At 70.0% G+C, this 23,157-nt stretch carries 19 protein-coding genes; 10 read left to right on the top strand and 9 right to left on the bottom strand.

The genetic code is table 11. The annotated features are described in order from the left end of the window. Nucleotides 1-21: 21 nt before the first annotated feature. Genes ACFY3V_RS13050 through ACFY3V_RS13035 form a run of 4 tightly spaced genes read right to left on the bottom strand, consistent with a single transcriptional unit; the run spans nt 22 to nt 3,226 of the window. The gene (locus ACFY3V_RS13050; protein ID WP_389772904.1) at nt 22-912 is read right to left on the bottom strand and encodes a GvpL/GvpF family gas vesicle protein; all 891 of its coding nucleotides are present in this window, start codon (nt 910-912) and stop codon (nt 22-24) included. A 1-nt stretch (nt 913) separates the two neighbouring features. Then, entirely contained in the window at nt 914-1,345 is a 432-nt protein-coding gene (gene gvpJ / locus ACFY3V_RS13045; protein WP_362921838.1) for a gas vesicle protein GvpJ, read from the bottom strand. Between the two features lie 46 nt (nt 1,346-1,391). Next, nucleotides 1,392-2,528, bottom strand: coding sequence for an SRPBCC family protein (locus tag ACFY3V_RS13040; protein WP_389772900.1), 1,137 nt, complete (start codon nt 2,526-2,528; stop codon nt 1,392-1,394). A 5-nt stretch (nt 2,529-2,533) separates the two neighbouring features. Next, a complete protein-coding gene (locus ACFY3V_RS13035) occupies nt 2,534-3,226 on the bottom strand; it encodes a hypothetical protein (RefSeq protein WP_362900508.1) in 693 nt (230 codons plus the stop codon). Nucleotides 3,227-3,685: 459 nt separating this feature from the next. Here ACFY3V_RS13035 and ACFY3V_RS13030 point away from each other — a divergent pair, with 459 nt between their 5' ends. Next, nucleotides 3,686-4,378, top strand: coding sequence for a hypothetical protein (locus ACFY3V_RS13030; RefSeq protein ID WP_362900510.1), 693 nt, complete (start codon nt 3,686-3,688; stop codon nt 4,376-4,378). A gap of 14 nt (nt 4,379-4,392) precedes the next feature. Next, nucleotides 4,393-7,362, top strand: a complete 2,970-nt coding sequence (locus ACFY3V_RS13025; RefSeq protein WP_362900512.1) for an AAA family ATPase — start codon at nt 4,393-4,395, stop codon at nt 7,360-7,362. Nucleotides 7,363-7,554: 192 nt separating this feature from the next. On the opposite strand, the gene ACFY3V_RS13020 is transcribed toward ACFY3V_RS13025, so the two are convergent. Both ACFY3V_RS13020 and ACFY3V_RS13015 read right to left on the bottom strand, forming a co-directional pair. Then, the gene (locus ACFY3V_RS13020) at nt 7,555-7,800 is read right to left on the bottom strand and encodes a DUF397 domain-containing protein (RefSeq protein WP_389772895.1); all 246 of its coding nucleotides are present in this window, start codon (nt 7,798-7,800) and stop codon (nt 7,555-7,557) included. A gap of 19 nt (nt 7,801-7,819) precedes the next feature. Next, nucleotides 7,820-8,644 carry a helix-turn-helix transcriptional regulator gene (locus ACFY3V_RS13015; protein ID WP_362900514.1) on the bottom strand — a complete coding sequence of 275 codons (825 nt, stop codon included), beginning with the start codon at nt 8,642-8,644 and terminating at the stop codon, nt 7,820-7,822. Between the two features lie 229 nt (nt 8,645-8,873). Between ACFY3V_RS13015 and ACFY3V_RS13010 the strand changes: the two genes are divergently transcribed. Then, nucleotides 8,874-9,242: an ATP-binding protein gene (locus ACFY3V_RS13010; protein ID WP_362900516.1), complete on the top strand. Its 369-nt coding sequence runs from the start codon at nt 8,874-8,876 to the stop codon at nt 9,240-9,242. A 164-nt stretch (nt 9,243-9,406) separates the two neighbouring features. Continuing rightward, nucleotides 9,407-11,236 (top strand): M14 family zinc carboxypeptidase, encoded by a 1,830-nt coding sequence (locus tag ACFY3V_RS13005; RefSeq protein ID WP_362900518.1) that lies wholly within the window; start codon nt 9,407-9,409, stop codon nt 11,234-11,236. 168 nt (nt 11,237-11,404) lie between these two features. Here the strand turns inward: ACFY3V_RS13005 and ACFY3V_RS13000 are convergent, their stop codons facing one another. Then, nucleotides 11,405-12,214: a class I SAM-dependent methyltransferase gene (locus tag ACFY3V_RS13000; protein ID WP_389772890.1), complete on the bottom strand. Its 810-nt coding sequence runs from the start codon at nt 12,212-12,214 to the stop codon at nt 11,405-11,407. Between the two features lie 175 nt (nt 12,215-12,389). On the opposite strand from ACFY3V_RS13000, the gene ACFY3V_RS12995 reads away from it, so the two are divergent. Next, nucleotides 12,390-12,821 carry a hypothetical protein gene (locus tag ACFY3V_RS12995; RefSeq protein WP_389772887.1) on the top strand — a complete coding sequence of 144 codons (432 nt, stop codon included), beginning with the start codon at nt 12,390-12,392 and terminating at the stop codon, nt 12,819-12,821. 6 nt (nt 12,822-12,827) lie between these two features. Here ACFY3V_RS12995 and ACFY3V_RS12990 read toward each other — a convergent pair whose 3' ends face one another. Further along, nucleotides 12,828-14,369 carry an aldehyde dehydrogenase family protein gene (locus tag ACFY3V_RS12990; RefSeq protein WP_389772884.1) on the bottom strand — a complete coding sequence of 514 codons (1,542 nt, stop codon included), beginning with the start codon at nt 14,367-14,369 and terminating at the stop codon, nt 12,828-12,830. A 225-nt stretch (nt 14,370-14,594) separates the two neighbouring features. Further along, a complete protein-coding gene (locus ACFY3V_RS12985; RefSeq protein WP_362900526.1) occupies nt 14,595-15,026 on the bottom strand; it encodes a cupin domain-containing protein in 432 nt (143 codons plus the stop codon). Nucleotides 15,027-15,246: 220 nt separating this feature from the next. On the opposite strand from ACFY3V_RS12985, the gene ACFY3V_RS12980 reads away from it, so the two are divergent. From ACFY3V_RS12980 to ACFY3V_RS12960, 5 genes are all read left to right on the top strand, one after another. Continuing rightward, complete coding sequence (locus ACFY3V_RS12980; protein WP_389772880.1) at nt 15,247-16,737, top strand: SWIM zinc finger family protein; 1,491 nt, start codon at nt 15,247-15,249, stop codon at nt 16,735-16,737. Next, the gene (locus ACFY3V_RS12975) at nt 16,734-18,146 is read left to right on the top strand and encodes a DUF5691 domain-containing protein (RefSeq protein WP_389772877.1); all 1,413 of its coding nucleotides are present in this window, start codon (nt 16,734-16,736) and stop codon (nt 18,144-18,146) included. Before ACFY3V_RS12980 ends, ACFY3V_RS12975 begins: the two co-directional genes overlap by 4 nt. Continuing rightward, the gene (locus ACFY3V_RS12970; RefSeq protein ID WP_350944181.1) at nt 18,146-19,213 is read left to right on the top strand and encodes an AAA family ATPase; all 1,068 of its coding nucleotides are present in this window, start codon (nt 18,146-18,148) and stop codon (nt 19,211-19,213) included. The genes ACFY3V_RS12975 and ACFY3V_RS12970 overlap by 1 nt, the downstream gene beginning before the upstream one ends. A gap of 180 nt (nt 19,214-19,393) precedes the next feature. Further along, the gene (locus ACFY3V_RS12965) at nt 19,394-21,961 is read left to right on the top strand and encodes a DUF5682 family protein (protein WP_389772875.1); all 2,568 of its coding nucleotides are present in this window, start codon (nt 19,394-19,396) and stop codon (nt 21,959-21,961) included. Beyond that, nucleotides 21,954-23,105, top strand: a complete 1,152-nt coding sequence (locus tag ACFY3V_RS12960) for a VWA domain-containing protein (RefSeq protein ID WP_350944177.1) — start codon at nt 21,954-21,956, stop codon at nt 23,103-23,105. Before ACFY3V_RS12965 ends, ACFY3V_RS12960 begins: the two co-directional genes overlap by 8 nt. Nucleotides 23,106-23,157 lie beyond the last annotated feature (52 nt).

The raw sequence follows: 23,157 nt of genomic DNA, 5'->3' as shown, positions 1-23,157 counted from the left end.
CCTCCTTACACATCCCGGCGCCTACGTCTTGACGAAGTCGTACGGTGCCAGCGGGCCGAGCAGGCGCAGCTCGACACGGCCTGCCCACCGGGTCCCGAACTCGTCCACGGCCTTCTCGATCTCCCGGCCACGGTCGGTGTCCGCGAGCAGGGCCACGTGGACGGCGTCCCGCTCGTGGGTGGGCTCGCGGACGATGGCGGAGACGCAGAGCGGGTCGAAGGCTTCGACCAACGCGTCGGTGTCGGCCTCACGCTTGGCCGCGATCGACGTGTTGATCAGCTCTCCGAGCCGCATCCTCGTGTCCCACGTCGCCTCCTCGGGGCGTCCGTGGATCGCCTCACGCAGCCGCGCGATCTCCGGATCCTCGTCGAGCACCTCCCGCAGGATGGCCCGCTCGACGTAGCGTCCCTTCACGACGTACTCCGCGCGTCCTTCCAGTTCGTTCAGCGTGGCGAGGAACTCGTCGTAGTAGGGGGCGAGCAGTTCGTCGACGACCGCCTGGGCGTCCGTCACCACCGCTCCGAAACGCAGGGGGAGTACGGGCACCTGCGTGGCGGTGGCGTCGAGCAGGTGCTCGTGGGCCATGAGGTCGTCCGGCCTGCCGAGGGGGCGGTCGGTGGAGACGTCGCTCACCAGGGCGGCGATCTCCTTGTGGCGTACCAACTCGACCACGTTCGGCGGATCTCCCACGCCTCGGGTGCCCGGGGTCAGCTCGACGTCGGACGGAATGATCCCGTACACGTAGGTGCCGGTGACGCTCCCGGGGGCGCCGTGTTCCTTGGATCGGGGTCCTTTGGGGCGGGCCGTGGCGGCTCGTTCGGCGCGAGCGGTGTCGTGCTGTGTCGTCCCGCGGGTACCGCTCCCAGGGTTGTCCGACCGGACCGCCCCGCGCTTGTCAGTGGAACCGGACATCTCACTCCTCCCTGCGCCGTCTGCGGCGGGGCGCCGGCTCACGTTCCTCGTCGGCCTCCTCGAACTCGTCCTCGCCGGTCGTCAGGCCTTTGATCTTCTCCCCTGCCGCGTCCAGCAGTCCCTGCGTCGCGCCCTTGACCTTCGCCTTGCTACCGCCCTGCGTCATGTCCTCCACCAGTTCCGGCAGCCCCTTCTGCTTGCCGGTCTGGGTGAGGTCGAGGCGGTTGACGGCCTCGGCGAAGCGCAGATAGGTGTCGACGCTGGCCACCACGATCCGGGCGTCGATCGTCAGCAGTTCGATCCCGACCAGGGAGACCCTGACGTAGGCGTCGATCACGAGTCCCTTGTCGAGGATCGTGTCGATGACGTCGGCCAATCCTGACGAGGATCCGCGACCGCTCGCACCGGCTCCCGAAGGTTGAACGATGCTCATGGCGTCTCCTCCCCGCTGTCCCCGAGAATTTCCCGGTCACGCCCGGTCACGTACGACTGGCCGTCCTGCGGCGGGTGGGGCGCTTGGGCTTCTCTTCCTCGCTCCGGGAAGCGGCGGACCTGCGACGCCGCGGACGCCTGGGAGGCTCTTCCTCTTCTTCCTCTTCTTCGTCCTCGTCGGCTGCGCGCTCCTCTTCCGGCTCCTCCTCGGGCTCCTCTTCCTCTTCGCCTTCTTCGAATTCGTCCTCCTCGGGCTCTTCTTCGAACTCCTCCTCGCCCTCTTCCGGCTCCTCGGCCTCGCCGCGCTCCTCCTCGGAGCCCTTCTCGGCCTCCTCCTTTTCCTTCTCCTCGCGAAGTGCCGTCTCCTGGTCCTTGACGACCTTGCTGTCGCGGATCTCGCCGCGCCATCCCTCAAGGTCATCGGGCTTCAGGAGCACCCGGCTCATGACGTGCCGCCGGAAGTGCTTGAGCTCCAGGCGCGCACGCCTGCCCTGGGCGCGCCACAGGTTGCCGGTGCGCTCGAAGAGGCCCTGCGGGTAGTACTCCAGGACGAGCAGGACCCGGGTGAGGTCGGGAGTGATCTCGTGGAAGGTCACGGCACCGTCGACGTGCCCTTTCTGTCCCTTCGACCGCCAAATGATCCGCTTGTCGGGCAGCTGTTCGAGGATCGTCGACTCCCAGGTCCGGCGGGACAGGAAGATCTTCGCCGTCCAATCGAGCTTCTCGTCGGACTTCTGGTCGACGCCCTCGACCTTCTTCATGAAGCTCGGGAAGTCGCCGAACTGGGTCCACTGGTCGTAGACGACGCGTACGGGGGCGCCGATGTCGATCGTCTCGATGATGTTGATCATCTTCAGCTTCCCGCTCTGGCCGCCCTTGCCCCCGCCTCCCGTCAGTTTCTTGGTCAGGCCGCCGATCGCCATCTTGCCCAGGCCCTTCACCATGCTTCCGGCGATGGACGCTTTGGGGTGTTTGGATCCGGTCATCGCGCTGAGCAGGCCGGACCCGCCGCCTTCTGCGTAGTCGGTCAACCGGCCGGTCGCGCCTTGGATCTTCTCGCTCACCGTTGACAGAGCCCGCTCCCCAATGGCTCCGGCGAGGTTCTGGAACTCCTGTTTGAGTCGGCTGGGGGGTGCTTCCTTGTCGCCCTCACCGTCGGGGCGCTTCTTCGAGGTCTCGGCCATCTAGGTCACCTCCGTGCCCTGGCGGGCGTCGGCTTGGTGCGGGAAGAGGTGGATCCGCTCCGGGAAGGAGGGCGGCGCTTGGCCCTGGCCCGTGGCTCCTCTTCCTCCTCTTCTTCTTCCTCCTCGTCCTCGGAGTCCCGGGGTGCCTTACCGGTGGACTTGGCCGCAGGCTTGCGGCGCCCGGAAGTGGCGGAACGCCTGCGGACGGGCGGAGCCTCCTCTTCTTCTTCCTCTTCTTCCTCTTCCTCCTCGTCCGTCTCCGGTTCGTACTCTTCTTCCTCCTCGGCCCGGCGCCGTGCCTTCCTGCGGGACAGGATGCCCTTCACGCGCCCGCGCCTGGGCTCCTCGCCCTCCTCGCCTTCCTCTGGTTCCTCTCCCAGGTCCTCCAGGGGGTTGCGCAGGGATTCGGCCCGGTCGTGGAGTCTGTTGCTGAGCGAGTCGACCTGCCTGCTCACCGCGGCCTTGGCGGCGGCCTTGCTCGCGTCGACGAGGTCGCCACGCACGCTTTCGGTGATCTTCGCCAGTTCCGGGGAGGAACTGATCACCTTCAGCGCCTGCTGCAGAAGGTCGCTCTGGCCGCCGCTCAGCCGACCGGTCGCCCCGGCGGCGGCCAGTGCCATCGCCAGTCGCAGCTTCTGGCGTCGCCCCAGAAGGTAGCCGCCGGCCACGGCGAGGGCTATGCGTACTTCGTTCCTCACGGTAATCACTCCTTGTCGGCCGCTTCGTCGTCGTTCCGGTCCCTGAGGGGTTTTCGCCGGTATATCGCCGAAGAAGAAGGCATTGGTGCTGTTTAATGCCATTTCTCGGCAAAGGCAGAAAGAGTCACACTTTAGGGATTATGAGCCTTATACCCCTAAAAGGGTGGATAACCGTATATGTAGGTAAAAAAACGGCAAAGCGGACCGGATCTCCGTGGTTCACGGGGATCCGGTCCGCAGGGAAGGTGGAGTGGGCCCGCCCGGCCCCTGTACTGGGGCGGAGGGGGGAGGTTCAATGATGTCGGGAATCCAACATCGACTTTGTGTAACAAGTGAGGCCGGGTTCCCGGAAAGATTTGGTCAAGATTTTCGAAGTTCGGTGAGTCGGGACAGGAGAGAGTCGCGCAAAAAACGGGCACAACCACCTCGTTAAACCCGTAAAGCGGAGGTATAGCCCTGGTGAAAAGATCAAGGGCCGGGTTCGCCGTGGTGACTGTGGCGGTCGTCTCCGCCATGGTCGGCGGGCTCACGGGATGTGCACGTGCTGAGTTCACCTACGTCCGCCACGACGACGGGCAGACCTACTTCAAGGTTCCGGCGACCTGGCGGAAGGTCGACCAGGCCGCGCTGGACAAGGCGACCATCGCGGCCGATCCCGAATCGGCCACCGCGCGACTGCAGAAGCAGCTCATCTGGTCGGCCGCCTACGACGCCCACTCCCAGCCCTCTCCAGACCACCTTCTCGGCTACGGCACCGGAGACGAGCCGTTCGTCTTCGCCAGGATCACCAAGCTCCTCCCCGAGGAGCAGGACTCGTTGTCCCTGAACACCATGCGCAACTCCGTGCTGCCCGTCACCGAGACGGTGCGCAAGGAGTACGCGAAGATCCCCGGTTACCCGTTGCAGGACTTCGAGCTGCTCGCCGACGAGGTGCTCCGGCCCGGAGACGGCCTGCGCGGGGTGCACGTGCGGTTCAACTACGCGATCCAGGGGGCCGGGATCGAGACCTTCGACCTCACCTCCTATCTGGCCGAGGACGGCAAGCAGATCTCCACCCTGCTGATCCGCTGTTCGGCCGCCTGTTACCGGAAGCGCGCCGGGGAACTCGAGAAGATCGCGCAATCCTTCAAGGTCAAGCGACTCACCGGGTGAGGAGAAGCCCGTCCATGCAGTCACCTCCACCGCCCCCCAACTTCGAAGGACTCCGGGCTCCCGGCTCCGGCCCGACAGATCCGCACCCCGACAGGCGAAAGAAGATGCCGTTCTGGGACCGGATTAAATTCCTGCTCATTCTCACGATCATCTATTTCGTTCTGGTGTGGAGTGAGATGGCCTCGTACGAGGGCATCATCACGTTCCAGGACGCGATGATCATCACCGCGATCGCGGCGCCGTGGATCTTCTGGCTCCTCGGGGCCGAGTTCCTGAGGCAACTCCATTTCTTCGTCAGCGAGCGTTCCGCCGGATACAACCGGTTCTGGACGCGCGGTGTTTTCGGCGGTTTCGAACGCTGGACCCATCGCCGCTTCTCCGACTGGAACCGCTTCAGGATGGCGCGGGCCATCAAGTGGGTGTTCTGGATCACGGTGCTCGCCCTCATCCTCGGGGAGGTGCTGGACACCTCTCCGGCGCTCGCCCTGTTCCAGGCGCCCGCGCTGCTCTGGCAGGCCCTGCCGTACATGGCGCAGCTCGCCTTCGCGTTCTTCTTCATCGCCTTCCAGTTCATCGGCCTGTTCTGGCTGTTGTCGCGGGGCGGTGTGGAGACGTACTTCCCCGACGACATCAAGACCCGCTTCACCGACGTCTGGGGCCAGGACCACGTCGTCGAGCGGGTCAAGGAGAACATCGTCTTTCTGGAGCGGCCGGACGCGATCGAGGAGCGCGGCGGCTACGTGCCCAGCGGCCTGCTGCTGTGGGGGCCGCCGGGCACCGGCAAGACCCTGATGGCCGAGGCCGTGGCCGGGGAGACCGGCAAACCGTACGTGTTCGTCGACCCCGGCGCGTTCGTCAACATGTTCATGGGCATCGGCATCCTGAAGGTGAAGTCGCTGTTCAGGAAGCTCCGCAAGCTCTCACTGCGCTACGGCGGCGTGATCGTCTTCTTCGACGAGGCCGACTCCCTCGGCAAACGCGGCTCGCTGGCGCAGCAGGGTCCCAGGGGCGCCCCTGGGTTCTCCCCGCACGCCGCCGGATGCCACGGCTTCGGCTACCTCAGCGAGGACACCCGGTGGCTGCTGACCCGCAAGGGCGCGGCCGAGCCGAGCGAGCCCGACACCGGCCGCAGCCGCTTCATGATGGGCGGCATGGGCGGGGGCGGCGGTGACGCGGGCACGTTGCAGGCGCTGCTCACCGAGCTGTCGGGCCTGAAGAAGCCGAGAGGCATCGTCAACCGGCACGTGCGAAGGCTCTTCGGCATGCGTCCCAAGCCGCCGCCGAAGTACCGGATCCTGGTCATGATGGCCACCAACATGCCCAACTCGCTGGACGAGGCTCTGCTGCGGCCTGGCCGCATCGACCGCATCTACAAGGTGGGCTACCCCTCGAAGGCGGGCCGGGTGCGCACCTACCGGGGTTACTTCGACAAGGTCGACCACGAGCTCACCGAAGCGCAGCTGGACAAGCTGGCGACGATCACCCCCTACGCCACCGGTGCCACGATCAAGGACCTGGTGAACGAGTCGCTCATCACCGCGATCCGCGACGGCAGGGAGACCATCACCTGGTCGGACGTGACCCGCGCCAAGCGGCTCAAACAACTCGGCCCGCCAGAGGACGTGGAGTACATCGAGCGCGAGCGGCACGCGGTGGCCGTGCACGAGGCCTGCCACGCCGTGGCGGCGTACCGCACCCGCTACCACCTGGAGATCGACATCGCCACGATCGAGAAGGGCGCCGACTACCTCGGCATGGTGGCGAGCATCAAGCCGGAAGACCAGTTCACCCGCTGGAAGTCCGAGCACGAGGCCGACATCATGGTCTCGCTCGCCTCCCTGGCGGGGGAGCGGATGTTCTTCGGCGAGGACAACTCCTCAGGGGTCTCCGGTGACCTGTTCTCCGCGACGTACCTCACCGCGCTGATGGAGGCGCACTGGGGCATGGGCCGCGGGGTGACCTCGGTGCCCGCGCTGCAGGAGCTGGAGATCCTGGGTGGCAAGTCGATGCCCAAGCCGGGTGGCGGAGGCATCGGTTTCACCAAGACACCGGGTGGCGGCCAGCCGCTCGCCCCCGACGTGCTGGGCGAGCGCATCGAGTTCAACCTGGTGAGCCTGCTCGACCGCACCGAGCGACTGCTGCGCGAACACCGGCGGGACGTCCTGTGCCTGGCGCACGCGCTGGAGGCGCACAAGACGCTCAACGGCGACGACGTGGTCGCGATCCTGGAACGCGGACGGGGGCCGTTGATCGACGGCTCCGTCTACGCCTCGGACGACTTCTACGCCGAGATCGAGGAGTATCACCTGGAGGCGGCGCGGGCGCACCGCGAGCACAGCCACGTGGCGCGGGCCCTGCCCGTTCCGCAGGCCGTGCCTGTGCTCGAACCCGCGGCCGTGGTCGTCCAGGGGGCGATGCTCACGGGTAACGGCCACGGCGCCCCGGTGTCGAACGCGGTGTCGAGCCCGGTGCCGACGCTGCCGGCCACGATGTCGACCGCTGTGTCTCCGGTGCCGCCGGCCTCCGCGGCTGGACCCGACTTCGTGCCCTGGGGCGACGACACCCGGGTGCCTCGCCCGGCACCGTCGCCGTCACAGTCCACGTCACCGCCACCGCCGCCGACGCCCGCCTCGCGCGGCGGGAAGTCGCGGATGGTGTTCGTGGTCGTGGCCAGCCTGGCCGCACTCGCGGTCTTCACGACGCTGGGCGCCTACGTGCTCGGTGGTGGGACGGTCGCGATGGGCCGCGCGGGCTCGCCGGACTCCGGCACGCTCACGGTGGTGTTCGTCGCCGTGCTGGCGGCACTCGTGGGGGCGGCGATCGTGGCCGCGCTCACCAGGGGGACACAGGCGGCCAAGGCCAGGGCCGAGGCTCAGCGGGACAGTGCCGTAGAACGTGCCCAGCTGCTCGCCGCGGCGATGGACCCGCAGGTCGCGATGCGGATCCTCGGCTACAACGGCACCGAGGAGCGGCCTCCGCACTGAGAACTCCCGGCCGGTCCTGGAATCTCCGGCGAGCGACGGCCGGCGAGTGACGAGGACCGGGAAACGGCGACGGGTAAGGAGTGACGGATAGCGGGTGAGAGACGACGACCACAGCCCGCCGGGCCGGGGCCGCGGGCGGGCTGTGGTCGGAGGTTCCGGGGGAACCGTGAGGCTGGTTCCCCCGGAGGTCCGTCAGTCGAACTCGCCGTCCTTCACGCCGCCGACGAAGGCGTCCCACTCGCTCCGGGTGAACGCCAGCGCCGGGCCGCCCGGATCCTTGGAGTCGCGGACGAGATACAGCCGATCGGCGTTCGCCTTGTGCCGGGCGGCCGCCTGCTCGCCGGGGACGACCGCGACCTCCACGCAGTTGCCTCCGTTGGTGCTGCGACCGCTCTTACGCCACTCGGCGCCGGACAGATCCATCGTGGACCCTCGCACTTTTTTCTTCCTTCTACTGCTAGGGGGAGGAGAACCTTCTCGCCATCTGGGCGATGAAGGCTGCCGAGGCATCCTCGCCGAGAGCCATCTCGCAGAGACTCTCGAACATGGAGGCGTATCGGCGGACTTGCTCGGGGTTGTCCGGCACGTCCCCGCTCGCGGCCTGCTCCAGGTAGAGCAGGTCGGGGTCTTCGGGTTCGGGGAAGCTGAGCAGGCAGAACGGGCCGTCCATCGCGGGGTGCGCCCCCGCGGAGAACGGGACGACCCGTATCTCCACGTTGGGCAGCGTGCTGAGATGGACGAGATGCTCCAGTTGCTCCGACATGATGTCGCCACCGCCGATCCGACGCCGGATCACCGCTTCGTCGAGCACGGCGACAAGGTGGATCGGGTCACCGGGCCCGTGCAGCAACCGCTGACGCGAGATGCGCACGGAGACCGTCTCCTCGACCGTGGAGGGGGTCTGGACTACTGAGGTCGCCTCGATCACCGCGCGTGCGTACGGTTCGGTCTGCATCAGGCCGGGGACGACCAGCGGCTCGTACGAGCGCACGAGCGACGCTTCGGCCTCAAGCCCGATGTAGGAGTCGAAGCCCGGTTTGAAAGCCTGACGGTGGGGGTGCCACCAGCTCCGCCTTCTGGCTTCGACGGCCATCTGGATCAGGGAGTCTCTCGCCTCCCCGGTCACGCCGTACACCTCGGTGAGGGCCGACACGTCCGAAGGGCGAGGCCGGGACTGGCCCGTCTCGTACCTCCAGACGGTGGTGTCGGTGGAACCGATCCGCTCGGCCACCTCTCCCCGTGTCAGCCCACTGTCCTTTCGCAGACGGCTCAGCTCAGCCATCAGACGGCGATGACGGGCCGTGGGGCTGTGTCGAGAGGCCACGCATCCACCTCCCTCCGTCCTTTGATAGCAAATCTGTGGAATCCCAACATGAGGTATTGCAGTCCTTGATAGAACAGTTCACCGTGAGTGAGTGTGCCATCTCAGAGGGCGACGCGCAGGGAATACGCGTGTCGGGGAGTGAGGAACCATGACGACCGGACGGCGGGCCGTCTCGCCAGGATCGACGATGACCCTCAAAGGAGTCCCGGAGTCGGTGTCGGTGGCGCGGAGCCGGGTCAGGGAGCTGCTCGGTGAGGGGCATCCCGCGTCCGACGACGTCGTCCTCCTGGTGAGCGAGGTGGTGACGAACTCGGTGCTCCACTCCGGCTCCGGAGGTGGCGGCGAGGTCGCGATGACCGTGGCGGTGGGATCGACCGCGGTGCTGGTCGAGGTCTGCGACGCCGGGTCGGGGGCGTCGGTGCCGCACGTGCGCAACGAGCCGGAGGCGGAGGGCGGGCGGGGCATGTTCCTGGTGGATCTGCTCGCCGACGACTGGGGCGTCCAGGACGACGCCCCCGAGGGGTCCAGGATTCTCTGGTTCGAGGTCGCGTTCTGAGCTCTGGCCGGGTTTCACCCCGATCTCACCCCGGGTTCCATTCGGCTGTGCGGCGAAGTTACCGCTGCCGCAAAAATTTGGGCCTTTGCTAATCAACGCCGCTGTTTGACTCTCAGTGGAGGCATGCGACAAAACCCTAGAGTGCGTGCCTGAGGAGGACGCAGGTGAGACGCCGTCTGATCGTGGTGTTCGCCGCCCTGGCGCTGTTATGTCTCGGTGTGACCGGGGCGGGAGCCTCGGCCGAGCCGCAACCGAACAGCCAGTACAAGGTCCAGGGGCCGAGCACCGCCCAGCAGCGAAGCGCGGTGGCCGCCACCGGCGCCGCGATCGACCAGGTCGACCCCGACTCGGTCGTGATCACCGCCAGCGAGGCGGAGGTCGCCGAGATCAAGAAACTCGGCTACACCGTCACGAAGATCCCCAAGTCGTTATACCCGACCGGGCCGGAGCGGCTCGCCGACTTCCCGTCGGCGGACTCCGGCTACCACAACTACGCCGAGATGACCGCGGCGGTGAACCAGATCGTCGCCGACCACCCGGCGATCGCCCGCAAGATCAGCTACGGCACCTCGTACGAGGGACGCGACCTGATCGCCGTCAAGATCAGCGACAACGTCAACACGGACGAGAACGAACCCGAGGTGCTGTTCACCCACCACCAGCACGCCCGCGAGCATCTGACCGTCGAGATGGCGATCTATCTGCTCAACCTGTTCACCGACGGGTACGGCACCGACAGCCGCATCACCAACCTGGTCAACGGCCGCGAGATCTGGATCATGCCGGACCTCAACCCCGACGGCGGCGAGTACGACATCGCCACGGGCTCCTACCGCTCCTGGCGCAAGAACCGCCAGCCCAACTCGGGCTCCTCGGCGGTGGGCACCGACATGAACCGCAACTGGGGCTACAACTGGGGCTGCTGCGGAGGCTCCTCGGGCTCCGCCTCCAGCGACACCTACCGTGGCTCGGCGGCCGAATCGGCCCCCGAGGTGAGGGCGGTGGCCAACTGGGTGCGCAGCCGGGTCGTTGGCGGTGTGCAGCAGATCAAGGCGCACATCGACTGGCACACCTACAGCGAGCTGATCCTGTGGCCGTACGGCTACACCTACAACGACACCGGCCCCGGCCTCACCCAGGACGACCGCGACGCGCACGCGGCCCTGGGACAGAACATGGCCTCCACCAACAACTACACCCCCCAACAGGCCAGCGACCTCTACATCACCGACGGCACGATCGACGACTGGCTGTGGGGCGTCTACAAGATCTTCAGCTACACCTTCGAGATGTACCCGGTCAGCTCCTCGCCGGGCTTCTATCCCCCTGACGAGCAGATCGGCCCGCAGACGACCCGCAACAAGGAGGCCACGCTGCGCTTCCTGGAGTACGCCGACTGCGTCTACCGGATCATCGGCAAGGAGTCGCAGTACTGCGGGACCGGCACCCCGCCGGTGACCGTCTACTCCGACGAGTTCGAGACGGCGACCGGCTGGACGACCAACCCGTCGGGGACCGACACCGCCACCTCGGGCCAGTGGGAGCGCGGCGTCCCGCAGGCCACCAACTCCAGCGGCGCCAAGCAGCTCGGCACCACCGTGAGCGGCACCAACGACCTGGTCACCGGCAGGCTCGCGGGCGCCGCGGCCGGCGACTACGACGTCGACGGAGGCATCACCAGCATCCGCTCCCCGGCCATCACCCTGCCGTCGACCGGGACGCTGAACCTGTCGCTGTCGTGGTATCTGGCACACGGTTCCAACTCCTCAAGCGCCGACTTCCTGCGCGTGAAGGTCGTCGGCTCCACCACCACCCAGGTGTTCCAGCAGCTCGGCGCGGCCTCCAACCGCAACGGCGCCTGGGCCGTGGCGACGGCCAACCTCTCCGCCTTCGCGGGGCAGACGGTCCGCATCCTGATCGAGGCCGGTGACGCCTCGGGCGCCTCCCTGGTCGAGGCCGGGATCGACAACGTCAAGATCACTCAGCAGCCCTGACCCTTCCTCGGGGCGCCCCCACCGGGCGCCCCGAGTCCGTCGGCCTTCCCCTCGCCCGAGATCGGGGAACCTCGGGAACGCCGGATCGCGCGGGCGTGTGGGAGGGCGGAGCGGCCGGGAAGCCTCGGGGGAGGCGGGTCCGCGAGATGGCTCCCGAGGCGTCGAGGCTCAGACGCGGCAGATCAGCTCGCCGTGGAGCAGCGACAGCCAGCCGTCCGGATTCGCGGCCCAGGACCGCCAGCCCTCCGAAATACGGTGCAGGTCCTCCTGGGTGGCGGCGCCCGAGGCGAGCGCCTGGCGGGCCATGTCCGACTTCAGGACCCGATCGGCCCACATGCCTCCCCACCACGCGCGGTCGTCGGGGGTGGCGAAGCACCAGGCGGAGGAGGTGGCCGAGACGTCGGTGAACCCCGCCGCGTGCGCCCACGACAGCAGCCGCCGTCCCGCGTCGGGTTCGCCGCCGTTCGCCCTCGCCACCCTCTGGTACAGGTCCAGCCACTCCTCCAGCGCGGGTGTGTCGGGGAACCAGGTGAACGTGGCGTAGTCGCTGTCGCGTACCGCGACGACGCCGCCCGGTGCGCAGACCCGCCGCATCTCGCGCAGCGCCTGGACCGGGTCGCCGACGTGCTGCAGCACCTGGTGGGCGTGGACGACGTCGAAGGTGTCGTCGGGGAACTCCAGTGCGTGCACGTCCGCCACGGCGAACGTGATGTCGGAGCGGCCGCGCCGCTCCGCCTCCACGCGGGCAGGCCCGAGCGCCTCCTCGGTGATGTCGACCGCGGTGACCGCGCCGGGCGCGATCCGCTCCGCCAGGTCGGCCGTGATGGTGCCCGGTCCGCACCCCACGTCCAGCAGCCTCATGCCCGGTCTCAGGTGCGGCAGAAGGTGTGCCGCCGAGTTCTCCGCCGTACGCCACCTGTGGGACCTGAGCACGGACTCGTGATGCCCGTGCGTGTAGACGGCGTCCTTGCCTGTCATGGGAACCCTCCCTTGTCGTCGCGCTCTTCGGACCGTAGCAGGAGTCTCATATTTCAAGAAGAATAGTCTCACTATGTGGTCGTAACGGTTTTCGTACTGTTTCATCACTTGTTGTGACGGGGGAGTGAGTTCACACTCAGGACGGATATTCGTTGACACGACTGAGGGGGTCCTCGTGCACGAGGAATTCAGTGCTCACGAGACCTGGCCGCTGGGGTGCGCGCACTGCGGGCACCGGTGGCAGGAGGAATACCTCGTCCGCCATCTGAGCGACGGACACGGACACGATGCCGTTCTCTGGCTGCGGTCGGGTGTCGTGGTCCAGCCGCCCTGGTCGGGGGCGAGCTGTCCCGCCTGCGGCCGCGACGGCGTCCGAGCCCTCCCACCGAGCGCGCACCCCCGCGTCACCGCCGCGCCGACCTCGGCGATGTCCCCCGTGGTTCCCGACCCCACCCCCGTTCCCGACGTCGAGCCCGGACTCTCACCCGCCGTACCCCGGCCGCGTCGCCTCCTGGCGCAGCCCGTCCTGCTGTACGCCCTCCTCACCGTCGCGTTCGTGCTCTTCACCGGTTTCGAGGTGTTCGAGTACGTGGTGACCCACCACTGAAAGGGGTCAGGTCGGAAGGCGGAAGTCCAGGTCGGGGACGATCTCGGCGACGTCCATCTGGGCTTTCTGGAGCCTGCCCGAGTGGTCCCAGTTCATCGCCTGCCAGCGGGTGAACTGGTCGAGGACCCACATCCCCGACTGGCGGCTGCCGTTGCCCGACTTGCCGTTGCCGCCGAAGGGGAGGTGGGCCTCCGCGCCCGAGGTGGAGTTGTTGACACTGACCATGCCCGCGCCGATGCCCTCGCGGAAGCGGAACGCCGACGCCGGGTCGGTGGTGTAGACGGAGGAGGAGAGCCCGTAGCCGGGGAGATTGGCCAGCTCGACGGCTTCGTCCAGCGTGTCGAAAGACGTCACGCCGACGATGGGGCCGAAGGTCTCCTCCAGGAAGAGCCGGTCGCCGGGGCGGACGCCGTCCACGATCACCGGGTGATAGTAGAGACCGCCTTCCCCGGTGAAGTCGCCGCGCGGGTTGTCCGAGGTGATGCGGCCGATGGGGCCGGAGACGACCGCGTGGTGCGGCTGGATCCAGCCCAGATACTCCTCGTAGCGCGTGGCGAACCTCTGGTCGAGCAGCGGCCCGCACAGCACGTCCCCCGAGGGGTCGCCGATCGCGGCCCCGGCCACGGCGCGTGCGTACCGGCCGAGGAACTCCCCGTGGACGCTCTCGTGCACGATCACCGTGCCGAGCGACGTGCACCGCTGCCCGGCGGTGCCGAAGCCCGCGAACAGCGCGCCCTCCACGGCCAGGTCGAGGTCGGCGTCGGGCATCACCACCATCGGGTTCTTGCCGCCCAGCTCCAGGCACGGAGACTGCAGGTGGCGCCCGCACAGCTCGCCGACACGGCGGCCCACCTCGGTGGAGCCGGTGAATCCGACCTTGTGCACCGTGCCCTCCGCCAGGGCCGCCGCCAACCCCTCGAACGTCGCGGCGCCGTCGGCGAGAACCAGGTTCAGCACGCCGTCGGGCAGCCCCGCCGCGACGAACAGCCGGTAGAGCGCGTGCGCGGAGGCCGCCGCGTACTCGGCGGGCTTCCACACCACCGCGTTGCCGCACAGCAGGGCCGGGACCAGATACCACGACGGCACCGCCACGGGGAAGTTGCCCGCCGTGATCACCGCGGCCACCCCCACGGGGACCCGGAAGGTGAACAGGTTCTTGTCCGGCATCTCCGAGGGGACCGTCTGCCCGTACAGCCGTCTGCCCTCGCCGAGGAAGAAGTCGCACGTGTCGACGATCTCGCGCACCTCGCCCAGCGCCTCGGCGTACGGCTTGCCGATCTCGCGGGTGACGAGGCGGGCCAGTTCCTCGGCGTTCGCCTCCACCAGGCGTCCGATCGAGGCGATCACCCGACCCCGCACGGGCGCGGGGACCCGCGCCCACTCCCGTTGCGCGGCGGCGGCCGTGCGGCACGCGGAGGAGAACGTGCTCGCGTCCGCCAGCCGGACCCGCGCGACCACCTCGTCCACCCGAGCCGGGTTGACCGACTCGTAGGCCGTGCCGTTGGACGTTTCCTTTCCGCCGATGACGGAGACGATCTCGCTGGTCATCCTCGACCTCCCGGTGTGGACCTTGACCGCATTCTCCCCGCGATCCGGGAACCCGTCACCTCGGCGGGAGGCCGTTCGCGTCATCTCCTCGCGCCGGTCCGTCCGCCCTGTCGTCCATCGGAGCATGCGAAGGGCGGCGGAACCCGTACGCGACCCGTCCAGCCACGCGGAGCTCGGCCCCGGCCGTGCGGCGGAGCCGAGCACGTCCTCCGTCAAAGCATTCCGTCAAAGCATGCGGAAGTCGGCGAAGTCGAAGCCCGGTGACACGACGCAGCTCACCAGCACGCCCTCGTCGCCGATGGGACGGGCGGCCTGCCAGGTGCCGCCGGGCACCAGGGCCTGGAGGACCTGCCCGTCCTCCACCCTGGGCCCCAGGGTCACGCTCTCCGAGGGCTGGCCCTCGTGGCCGCCGAGGATCAGGGTCAGCGGGCCGCCCCGGTGCCAGAACCACACCTCGTCGGAGGTGACCACGTGCGGGCGCGACTCCTCACCGGGCTCCAGCAGGAAGTAGATCCCGGTGGCGGTGGCTCGCGCACCGGCGTACCCGGGCGGGGTGAGGTCGACGGAGGTCTTCCAGGTCTCCCGGAACCAGCCGCCCTCGGGGTGCGGCAGCAGGTCGAGGGCCTCGGCGAGCGGAGGACGTGAAGGAGTCGTCATCGCACCGATTCTAGGGACTTCCGGGGACGCGGTTCTGTTCGACGTGCTGGGGGACGGCCCTCGGGAGTGTGCTTCCGTGAGGGTGCGGTTCTGCCCGACGTGCTGTGGGACGGCCGTGAGGGGTGCGGTTCCGTGAGGGGTGTGGTTCCGTTCGACGTGCTGTGGGACGGCCGTCGCGGACGGGTCCGGATTTGTCGGCGGGGTTGGCTAGGTTCGGTCCGTGATCGAACGGTGGAACCGGGATCAGGTGCTGGCGCTCGCGCCCGACGCCTCGTCCAAGAAAGCGGCCCAGGGCGTTTCCTCCCCCGGCAAGTGGTCGGGATGCGGCGTGACCGCCGACGCGGTGTGGGGCGAGTGCAAGGGCAGCGGCTCCAAGCCCTACCGGGCGTGCGTCGACCTGTCGGAGCCCGCCTACCGGTGCAACTGCCCCAGCAGGAAGTTTCCCTGCAAACACGCCCTCGGTCTGTTGCTGCTGTGGTCGGCGGACGGTGTTCCGGCCGCCGAGGAGCCCGCCGACTGGGTGGCCGAGTGGCTCGAAGGGCGGCGCGGTCGCGCCGCCAAGGCGGCGGAGGCGGGGACGGCCCGCGCGGCCAGGGCCGCCGAGCCCGGTCCTGCCGACGGTCGCCGGGCCGTGCAGCGCGAGCAGCGGGTGACCGCGGGGCTGTCGGATCTGGAGCGCTGGCTCGCCGACCAGGTCAGACAGGGCATCGCGAAGTCGCGGCGCCACGATCAGTGGGACGAACTGGTCAAACGCCTGATCGACGCCCAGGCGCCCGGCGTCGCGGGTTCGCTGTCGCGCCTCGGTGCCGCGCTGGACGGCGACGACTGGCCCGCACGTCTCCTCAGCGAGTACGCGCTGCTGCACCTGCTCTGCGTGGCCCATCGCAGCCTTCCCCTCCGGGTGGGCGGCGGCTCCGAGGTCCGTTCCGACGCGCGGGACGGCGAGGAGGTACGCGGGGAAGCGGCTCCCGTGGGGCTTCTCGAAAAAGTGCGCGACCGGATCGGCTTCCCGATGACGAAGGAGGAGGTGCTCGCCCGCGGCACCGTGCGCGACCTGTGGGACGTGCTGGGACGGCGAGACGAGGAGCACGACCGGCTGATCGCGCGCCGGGTCTGGCTTCGCGGGCGCGCGACGGGCCGGGCGGCGCTGGTGCTCTCGTTCGCCCCGGTCGGGCAGGCCCTCGACGCCTCACTCGTCACCGGCACGACCATCGACGCCGACCTGGCGTTCTATCCCGGCTCCGCTCCGCTGCGCGCGGTGGTCGCCGCCCGTCACGACACCGTTCGCCATGATCCCGCCCACCGCGATCCCGCTCACGATGACCTCGCCCACCGAGATCCCGGTCGTCATGGCGACGTTCGTGACGGTCCCGCCCCTCATGACGTCGCCCGTGACCGGGGCGCCATGGCGGGGCCGCCGCCAGGCCTCACCGTCGAGCAGGCTCTCGACGAGGTGGCCGAGGCCCTCGCGGGCGACCCCTGGCTCGACTCCTGGCCGCTCGTGCTGGAGGGGGTGACCCCCGCGGGCAGCGGTTCGCGGCTGCTGGCCGGGCCCTCCGGCGGTCTGCCGCTCCATCCGTCCGCGGGCACCCCGTGGCGGCTGGTCGCCATCTCCGGCGGACACCCGCTGACCGTCGCCGCCGAATGGACCCCGAGAGGGCTGCGCCCTCTCACGACCTGGGACGAGGAAGGCAGGGTGATCGTCCTGTGAGCACCTCCGCCGAATGGGAGGACCTGGTGTCCACCGCGCTCGTCGGGACCGACCGGCGCCCTCTGCCGGGTCAGGAGGCGAGCGAGGTCGAGCTGCTCGGGCGCGCGGCCGTGCACACGCTGCGGATGCGCGCGGGACGGCGGCCGGTCGCCGCGGGCGAGCCGCCGGCCGTCGCGGCGCCCGAGGAGCAGCCCGCGGTCTCGCGCGCCGCGGGGGAGCGGCTCTCCCGCATCCTCGGCGGTGAGCAGCCGAGGATGCTCACCGAGTGGCTGGAGACCGCGGCCGCGCGCGGATACCGCCTCTCGCCGCACCTGCTGCCCGAGCTTCTCGACCACGCGGCCAAGGACCGGTCGATCCGCCCGCACCTCGGCGTCCTCGCGGGAAACCGCGGACGCTGGCTGGCCGGGCTGAACCCGGCGTGGGCCTTCCTGCTGGAGGAGGTCACCGGAGCCGCCGCCACCGGCTCCGACGAGGTCTCCGAGATCTGGGAGTTCGGCACCTTCGGTGACCGCCGCGTCCATCTGGGAGCGCTGCGGGCGACCGACCCGGCGAGAGCGAGGGAGCTGCTCGCCGCCGGCTGGGAGAAGGAGACCGCCGAGGACAGGGCGGCGTTCCTGGAGGTGCTCGTCACCGGGCTCTCGCCCGACGACGAGCCGTTCCTGGAGGCCGCGCTCGACGACCGCCGCCGTGAGGTCCGCAACCAGGCCGCCGACCTGCTCACCCGGCTCCCCGGATCGCGCCTGGCCCTGCGCATGGCCGAGCGGGTCGCCCGCTACGTCACCGTCTCCGGCGGCGAGATCCACGTCACCCCGCCGGTGGCCTGCGACAGCAGCATGGAGCGCGACGGCATCCGGGCGAAACCGCCCCGGGGGACCGGTGAGCGGAGTTGGTGGCTGCAGCAGGCCGTGGCCCGCACCCCGCTCGGCGTCTGGCCTCGGCTGCTCGGACGACCGCCCCGCGACCTGGTCCGAATGAAGGTCGTCGACTGGGGTCGGGAGCTCATGGCCGGTTGGGTCAGGGCCTCCGTCATCCAGGGCGACCCGGAGTGGGCGCTGGAGCTCTTCGCCTGGGATCCGCTCGCCGATCTGCTGGCCGCGCTGCCCCGCGACAAGCAGGAGATCGTCGCGGCCGACTTCGTCCGGCGGCACGGCCTGGACGGTCAGCTGATCATGGTCCTCGGCGGGGCCGCGGCCCCCTGGGGACCCGTCCTGGCCACGGCCGTCCTCCAGAAGATCATCGACGTTTCCGGCACCCAGCCGTGGAACCTCGGGGAGCTGGCCAGACTCGCCGGCGAACGCGTCGACCCCGCCCTGCACGACATGGCCGGGCGCCTCTCGCCGGAGCCCCCCATCCAGGAGGTCGCCGCCCTCCTGCGTTTCCGTGACGACATGTTGAAGGAGCTCAGATAGTGACAACGGTTCTGCGGGCCCACGCCGAAGACCAGTACGCCGAGGAGCTGGCGATCCTGGCCAAGGGCGACGATCGCACCCGTCCGCCGGGCTGGAAGCTGTCGCCCTGGGCGGTGACCACCTACGTCCTGGGCGACGGCGACCAGATCACCCCCAAGTACATCGGGCCGCGGCGCATCGTCGAGGTGGCCGTGGCGACGCTCGCCACCGACCGCGCGCTGCTGCTGCTCGGCGTGCCCGGCACCGCCAAGACCTGGCTGTCCGAGCACCTGGCCGCCGCGATCAGCGGCGACTCCACCCTCCTGGTGCAGGGGACGGCGGGCACCGCGGAGGAGGCCGTCCGCTACGGCTGGAACTACGCCAGGCTGCTCGCCGAGGGCCCGTCCATGGAGGCGCTCACGCCGAGCCCGGTGATGCGGGCGATGGCCGAGGGGCGGCTCGCCCGCGTGGAGGAGCTGACCCGCATGCCCTCCGACGTCCAGGACGCGCTGATCACCGTCCTGTCGGAGAAGACGCTGCCGATCCCCGAGCTCAACCGGGAGGTCCAGGCCGCGCGTGGTTTCAACATCATCGCCACCGCGAACGACCGCGACCGGGGCGTCAACGACCTGTCGAGCGCGCTGCGCCGCAGGTTCAACACCGTCGTGCTGCCGGTCCCCGCCACCGCCGAGGAGGAGGTGGACATCGTCTCCCGGCGGGTCGGTCAGCTCGGCCGTTCCCTGGAGTTGCCCGAGACCCTCACCGGCCTGGAGGAGATCCGCCGCGTGGTCACGGTCTTCAGGGAACTGCGCACAGGTGTCACCGAGGACGGCCGCACCAAGGTCAAGTCCCCCAGCGGAACGCTCAGCACCGCGGAGGCCATCTCCGTCCTCACCAACGGCATCGCCCTGGCCGCGCACTTCGGCGACGGGGTGCTCCGCGCCTCCGACGTGGCCTCGGGCATCGTCGGCGCCGTGATCCAGGACCCGGTCTCCGATCGCGTCGTCTGGCGCGAATACCTGGAGACCGTGGTGCGCGAGCGCCAGGACTGGCGCGACTTCTACCGGGCCTGCCGTGACGCGGGCTGAGGCGGTGGCCCCCGAGACGGGCGCCTTCCCGGTCTCCGCGTTCTCGGCCCCTCTGGTTCCTGTCTCCGTGCCGCCGGTCTTCGCGCGTCAGGTCCCCCTCTCACAGGTCTTCGCCCTCCCGGTTTCCATGTCGTCGGTGCCGCCGGTCACGCTTCTTCCCCGGGCGGGCGGGGGACGCCGATGAGCGTCTCCGTGCTGGGAATCCGGCACCACGGCCCGGGGTCGGCGCGGTCCCTGCGCGACGAGCTCGAACGCCTCAAGCCGGACGTCGTTCTCATCGAGGGTCCGCCCGAGGCGGACGAACTGGTCAGGCTGGCACGTGATCCCGACCTGCGGCCGCCGGTCGCGTTGCTCGCCCACGTACCGGGTGAGCCGTCCAGGGCCGCCTTCTGGCCGTTCGCGGTGTTCTCCCCCGAGTGGCAGGCGATCCGCCACGCCGTCGCGGCGGACATCCCGGTCCGCTTCTGCGACCTGCCGGCCGTGCACGGCCTCGCCTCCCGTCCCGGCGGGCCCGAGAGCGCCGGGCCGGGGGAGCGCAGGCGGCAGGAGGCACCGGAGGACGCCGGAGCGGGAGAACCGGACGACAAGGCCCCCGAGACCCGGGACGAAGCGGCCCACGACGGCGACACGGACGGCGACACGGACGGCGGGGCGGACGACGCCGCCCCGGAGTCCGTACGGATCGATCCGATCGGCACCCTCGCCCGCGCCGCCGGGTACGACGACCCGGAGCGGTGGTGGGAGGACGCGGTCGAGCACCGCGGCGACACCCCGTTCCACATGATCGCCGAGGCGATGGAGGCCGTCCGCGAGGGGCACGTCGCCGACGCGTACGAGGCGCGGCGCGAGGCATTCATGCGGCGCACGATCCGCAGGGCGGTGAAAGACGGGTTCGAGCGGATCGCCGTGGTCTGCGGGGCCTGGCACGTCCCCGCGCTGGCGGGCACGTCGCGCGAGGGCGCGCCCTGGGGAGCCGGGCTGCCCACGGCGAAGGCCGACGACGCGCTGCTCAGAGGACTGCCCAAGGTCAAGGCCGAGATGACCTGGGTGCCGTGGACGTACGGGCGGCTGGCCGCCTGGAGCGGGTACGGCGCGGGAGTGACCTCCCCCGGCTGGTACGACCACCTGTTCGCCTCCCCCGACCGGCCGGTCGAGCGGTGGTTGACGGCGGCGGCCGGAGTGCTCCGCGAGGAGGACCTGCCGGTCTCCTCCGCGCACGTCATCGAGGCGGTCCGGCTCGCGGAAAGCCTGGCCGTGCTCAGGGGACGGCCGCTGGCCGGGCTGGCCGAGGTCACCGAGGCGGTCAGGGCGGTGCTGTGCGAGGGCGACGACCTGCCGGTCGAGCTGATCCAGCGGCGTATGGTCGTCGGGGAGCGGCTCGGCCAGGTGCCCGACGACACCCCGATGGTCCCTCTCCAGCGTCACCTGCGCGAGGAGCAGCGGCGGGTGAGGCTCAAGCCCGAGGCGCTCGATCGGGAGTACGACCTCGACCTGCGCAAACCGCTCGACCTGGAGCGCAGCAGGCTGCTGCACCGGCTGCGACTGCTCGGCGTCGGCTGGGGCACCCCCCAGGAGAGCCGGAGCAAGGGCACCTTCCGCGAGTCGTGGTCGCTCGCCTGGCGGCCCGAGTTCGACATCGACCTGATCGAGGCGAGTTCCTGGGGCACGACCGTCCCGGCCGCCGCCGCCGCGCGCGTCCGAGACCTCGCCGACGGGGGAGGAGCACCCGGCACGGTCTCCCGGGACGGTGCTTCCGGCGGTGCGGCCGGTCCGGGAGGCGGTGCTCCGGGGACGGCCGGCCCGGGAGGTGGCGGGCGGGGCGGGACCGGCGGTGTGACGCTGGCCGGGCTCACCGGCCTGGTGGAGCGCTGCCTCGTCGCCGACCTGCCGGAAGCGCTGCCGTACGTGCTCGACGCCCTCTCGGCGCGGGCCGCTCTCGACAACGACGTCACGCACCTGATGGACGCGCTCCCGGCGATGGTCCGCGCCCAGCGCTACGGCGACGTGCGCGGCACCCCGGCCACCGGCCTGGCCACCATCGTGGAGGCGATGCTCACCAGGATCTGCGTCGGCCTGGGTGGCGCCGTCACCGGTCTCGACGACGACGCCGCCCGCGACCTGATCCGGCACATCGACGCCGTACACGCCGCCGTCGCCCTGCTCGACACCGGCCCCACCGACCCGGACGGCGCCCATGCCCCCGAGGGGGGTTCCGGGGAGTCAGGAAAGGCCGGAGAGGAGGCGCCGCGGGAGCGGTGGCTGGTGGCACTGCGCGGGGCCTGCGGCCGCACCGACCTGCACGGGCTCATCGAGGGACGGCTCACCAGGATCCTGCTGGACGCCGCCGACCTCGACACGGCCGAGGTCGGGCGGCGGATGTCGCGGGCGATGTCGGCGGGACACCCGCCGGCCAGGGCGGCCGCCTGGATCGAGGGATTCCTGTCGGGGGGCGGGCTGCTGCTCGTGCACGACCCCCGGCTGCTCGGGCTGATCGACGAGTGGCTCACCGGGCTCGCACCCGAGACCTTCGTCGACGTGCTCCCCCTGCTCCGCAGGACGTTCGGCGCCTTCGCCGCCCCGGAGCGGCGCTCGATCGGCTCGCGCGTCCGCTCCCTGGGCACGGGCAGCGGCGACCTCGCGCCGGACGCGGAGGACTTCGACGAGGAGCGCGCGGCGGCGGCCGTGCGGACCGTGCTGACGATTCTGGGACCGGCGATCTCTGGAAGGACGGGCAGTGCCGATGGATGAGAGACTCCGCCGCTGGCGAATGGTCCTGGGCGGCGACGCGGACGGCACAGGGTGCTCGCTCACCGGTACCGACGCCCAGATGGACGGCGCGCTGGCCGCCCTGTACAACGGCGGCGGCGAGGGGTCGGAGCGGAGCGGTGGCCTCGGCGCCTCCGCGCCCAGGGTGGCGCGCTGGCTGGGCGACATCCGCTCCTACTTCCCCTCGACCGTCGTTCAGGTCATGCAGAAGGACGCCGTCGAGCGGCTGAACCTGACCCGGCTGCTGATGGAGCCGGAGATGCTGGAAGCCGTCGAGCCGGACGTCCACATGGTCGGCACGCTCCTCTCGCTCAACCGGGTGATGCCGGAGAAGGCGCGCGAGTCGGCCAGGGCGCTGGTCCGCAAGGTCGTCTCCGAGCTGGAGCGGAAACTGGTGCAGAAGACGAAGGCCGCGGTGACCGGCGCCCTGGACCGATCGGCGAGGACCCACCGGCCCAAGCGGGTCGCCGACATCGACTGGGACCGCACGATCCGGGCCAACCTGAAGAACTACCTGCCCGAGCGCAACACGGTGATCCCGTCCAGGCTCGTCGGGTACGGCAGGCGGCAGCGGGCGGTCCAGCGCGAGGTCGTGCTCTGCATCGACCAGAGCGGGTCGATGGCCGCCTCCGTCGTCTATTCGAGCGTCTTCGGAGCGGTGCTCGCCTCGATGAGTTCGCTGAGGACCTCGCTGGTCGTCTTCGACACGGCGGTCGTCGATCTCACCGACCAGCTCCACGACCCGGTGGAGCTGCTGTTCGGCACCCAGCTCGGCGGCGGCACCGACATCAACCGGGCCATCGCCTACAGCCAGGGGCTCATCACCCGGCCCAACGACTCGATCTTCATTCTGATCAGCGACCTCTACGAGGGCGGCGTACGGGAGGAGATGCTCCGCAGGGTCGCCCAGATGACCGCGTCCGGTGTCCAGGTGATCGTGTTGCTCGCGCTCTCGGACGAGGGGGCGCCCTTCTACGACCACGACAACGCCGCGGCGCTCGCGGCGATGGGGGTACCCGCCTTCGCCTGCACTCCCGACGCCTTCCCCGACCTGATGGCCGCGGCGATCGAGCGCCGCGACATCGGCCAGTGGGCCGAGCGCAGGCTGGAGCGCACCGCCACCTGATCCCGTCCCGGTGAGGGCGGTAGGGCCACGGGGGCCCGCCCTCACCGGGACG

Origin of the sequence: Streptosporangium sp. NPDC000095, from assembly GCF_042899335.1 — a bacterium.
Lineage (GTDB): Bacteria > Actinomycetota > Actinomycetes > Streptosporangiales > Streptosporangiaceae > Streptosporangium.
Note: the sequence above shows the minus strand (reverse complement) of the source record. Positions and strands in the feature narration are given on the sequence as shown.

Coding starts and splice junctions, on each gene's coding strand:
- ACFY3V_RS13050 (WP_389772904.1), bottom strand. CDS start 912: ATGTCCGGTTCCACTGACAAGCGCGGGGCGGTCCGGTCGGACAACCCT.
- gvpJ (WP_362921838.1), bottom strand. CDS start 1,345: ATGAGCATCGTTCAACCTTCGGGAGCCGGTGCGAGCGGTCGCGGATCC.
- ACFY3V_RS13040 (WP_389772900.1), bottom strand. CDS start 2,528: ATGGCCGAGACCTCGAAGAAGCGCCCCGACGGTGAGGGCGACAAGGAA.
- ACFY3V_RS13025 (WP_362900512.1), top strand. CDS start 4,393: ATGCAGTCACCTCCACCGCCCCCCAACTTCGAAGGACTCCGGGCTCCC.
- ACFY3V_RS13015 (WP_362900514.1), bottom strand. CDS start 8,644: ATGGCTGAGCTGAGCCGTCTGCGAAAGGACAGTGGGCTGACACGGGGA.
- ACFY3V_RS13010 (WP_362900516.1), top strand. CDS start 8,874: ATGACCCTCAAAGGAGTCCCGGAGTCGGTGTCGGTGGCGCGGAGCCGG.
- ACFY3V_RS13000 (WP_389772890.1), bottom strand. CDS start 12,214: ATGACAGGCAAGGACGCCGTCTACACGCACGGGCATCACGAGTCCGTG.
- ACFY3V_RS12990 (WP_389772884.1), bottom strand. CDS start 14,369: ATGACCAGCGAGATCGTCTCCGTCATCGGCGGAAAGGAAACGTCCAAC.
- ACFY3V_RS12985 (WP_362900526.1), bottom strand. CDS start 15,026: ATGACGACTCCTTCACGTCCTCCGCTCGCCGAGGCCCTCGACCTGCTG.
- ACFY3V_RS12965 (WP_389772875.1), top strand. CDS start 19,394: ATGAGCGTCTCCGTGCTGGGAATCCGGCACCACGGCCCGGGGTCGGCG.
- ACFY3V_RS12960 (WP_350944177.1), top strand. CDS start 21,954: ATGGATGAGAGACTCCGCCGCTGGCGAATGGTCCTGGGCGGCGACGCG.